The sequence below is a fragment of the Flavobacterium sp. genome (assembly GCF_046153165.1).
GTDB lineage: Bacteria > Bacteroidota > Bacteroidia > Flavobacteriales > Flavobacteriaceae > Flavobacterium.
In genome coordinates, this window is sequence record NZ_JBJXEN010000068.1 from 1 (window position 1) to 2,830 (window position 2,830).

At 33.4% G+C, this 2,830-nt stretch carries 3 protein-coding genes; all 3 read left to right on the forward strand.

What is annotated here, in order from left to right:
* Positions 1 to 715 (forward strand): hypothetical protein (locus ACKVOV_RS07750; protein ID WP_409206193.1); only part of this gene is annotated, 715 nt, incomplete at its 5' end.
* Between the two features lie 145 nt (positions 716 to 860).
* Positions 861 to 1,295 carry a hypothetical protein gene (locus tag ACKVOV_RS07755; protein WP_409206194.1) on the forward strand — a complete coding sequence of 145 codons (435 nt, stop codon included), beginning with the start codon at positions 861 to 863 and terminating at the stop codon, positions 1,293 to 1,295.
* Between the two features lie 247 nt (positions 1,296 to 1,542).
* A partial coding sequence (locus ACKVOV_RS07760; RefSeq protein WP_409206195.1) for a hypothetical protein occupies positions 1,543 to 2,830 on the forward strand: 1,288 nt, incomplete at its 3' end.

Sequence of the window (2,830 nt, forward strand, 5' to 3'; positions counted from 1 at the left end):
TGGGTATTTAAGCCAATTACAAGGCTTAGAAAATCCTCAATTTGTTACGCTCACTCTCAAAACGGTCAATGAAGAAGATTTGCCTAAGAGAATTAAGGACATTGAGGTTGAATGGCGTAAAATAACTAATCTTGCTAGTCATATTAAACTTTCTAATTTCAAAGGTATTCGTAAAGTAGAGTGTACAGTACGCCCTAACGGAATGTATCATTATCATTTGCATTTGCTAGTTAGTGGCGAGGATAACGCAAACTGGCTTGTAAACCAATGGTTAAAACGATTTCCAGACCTTGCCAGTGCTGATGCGCAAGATATACGTCCAGCAGATGAACGGTCTTACAAAGAAATATTCAAGTATTTTACAAAATTGATAACTTCTAAATCTGATGAAAGGGTTTTTGACGAGTTTGACCGTTTGGACGTTATTTTTAGGGCGTTGGTTGGAAAGAGGACTTATCAGCCATTTGGTGGGATAAAATTGATTAGTGAAGATATTGATGCAAAATTGTACGCAACGCCACTACCGCCAAATTTTGAAGGTTGTCAGGCAGGTTTAGTGTTAAGGTGGGTTCTCAATGATTGGGAAACACAGACAGGCAAAATTCTAACAGGTTACAAGCCTTCAGATGTAACTAAGGAATTGGTTAAAAAATGCTCAAAAAACCTAACAAGACGCTATAATATCGTTGTAAACCGTAAAAGAACAAAAAAATAAAACGACTAAAAACGTTTTCGTTTTCCAATTCTTTTTCGTTTTCCAATTCGTTTTCGTTTTCTAATTCGTTTTCTTTTTTGTTTTCTAAAAAAGATATAGTTATATTTGTATAAATAAACGATAAAAACGCTAAAAATCCGCTAAAATGATAGAAAAGAGAAAAGCATTAGTTCAAATTTCTGCGAGAGTGTCCAAAGATGTTTTGGCGTGGCATACACAAGCTGCAGCATCTAAAAATATATCGTTAAGTGAACACATACATTTTATTTTAGATGATTTTGTTGCTTCAAGTAGTCTTAATTTACATAATCTTAGTGTTAAAGATTTGGATTACTATTTAGCTTGTAATAATAATTCTTTTAATGATGATAAATGGGATTATTTTAAAAAGGAATTTCCTATGGGCGAGAGGCATCAAGGTACAATTATTGATATTGTAGAAAATATGTGTATTGTTAAATTTACAGGTGGTATTTTAGGTTTTTGCGCATATAACGCTTCTATGGAAGTTGGCGCATTAAGATATTTTAAAATTAAATTACATATTCAATTAACAAAGAACTTTTCGCTAGAAAATTAGAAGTTACATAAAGATATTTACAGAAGCGGAGATGAGCAATGCAGAGGTGCAACTCATCAAGGAATATGTAAATCAAGAGCGAGAAAAATCGCCAGAACTTGCATCAAAGAGGTGCAAGTTTTTTGTTTTAAACCCTCAAATTTTTCCAATTTATAAAGTTGAAAACCCTAAGCAAAGTTTATATAAAATAAAGTAATAAACACGCTTTTTTTGCTTACCTTTGCGCAATAATTCAAATAAAACTAATATGATAAAAAGCTACAAAAGCAAAATACTTGTATTTTTGCTAATGTTGGGCGTATTATATGGCTGCAAACGTCAGATTTTAGACCCACTAAACTCTCAAACACATCTTCCTCAAAAAGCCCAATTTGACAAAGTCAAAGGTTTTTATGAGAAAGGAAGGTACAAAAACCAACCAAAACAGACCTCTGGAAATCAAAGAATGACTGCTGCTGATTCTGCTCGTTTCAAAGATTTTGAACCACAGTGGGATAAAACAGAAGTAGAACTTTTGCCCAACAACGAAAAAATGCTGATTGTACCTGTGGTACGATACTTGCAGGTAAATTATGGCGAAAAAACTGCATTTATTCGCAGACTTTGTATTCGTATTGATGAAAATGAAGATTTGCTAGAAGCAAATATTGTGGATATTATTGGACGAAATTCTTTTTTACCAGAAAACTATAAAGAAATTTTTAAAAACTACAAAAACACTGTTATTAGTGGTTTTACGGGTATTATTAGTATTTACGAATTGGATTATACTTTGCAAAAAGCATCTTTTTATGCTGATGCTATGTTTAAAGAAACTACTACTATAGAAATGGAAGTTGCGCCACCTGATCCAAACAGATTAAGTACTTGTGTTGTGTGGGTTAATGTATGGATACCAGGGCAGACAAATCCATCTACAAGTTGTAGCGGACCTAATGATGCTGATGGTTTGTGTGGAAGTACAGAGGGGCATTTTGAAATGTCTTACCAATTTGTAGAATGTTTTGTGAGTGATGGCAATAATGGTACACCAAATAATGGTACTTCAAATCCAAGCACAGGCGGACAACCACACAGTAATGGCAATAATGGTACTAATTCTAATGAACCGAGCCCAAAAGATACTGGTGTGTCATGGGAATTGGAAGATGATACTAATCAACCATTAATAAAGCCAATAAAAGGAGATACCAATACGTATAATGCTATTAAAATTCAAACAGATAGTTTATTTAGGCAAACAAGGGCAAGAATAACAGCATCTTTACCTAGGTCTTTACTTAGGTATCCACTAGGAAAAAGAGCAGATGCTCTTAAAGATGCACTTGATATTATGACACGTATAGAAAAAAATAAAAGCGGATTGGAGCTAGAAATAATTATTGACCCTAATTTAGTGGATAGAGCAACTACTTCTTATAATCCAACTACAAAAAGGTTAGAAATAAAAATAGGAACTATGCCAACACTATCTGCTATACCAACAGAAGAAGAAAAAGATAATTTAAGGTATTATATTGCCTTATATGCGCATG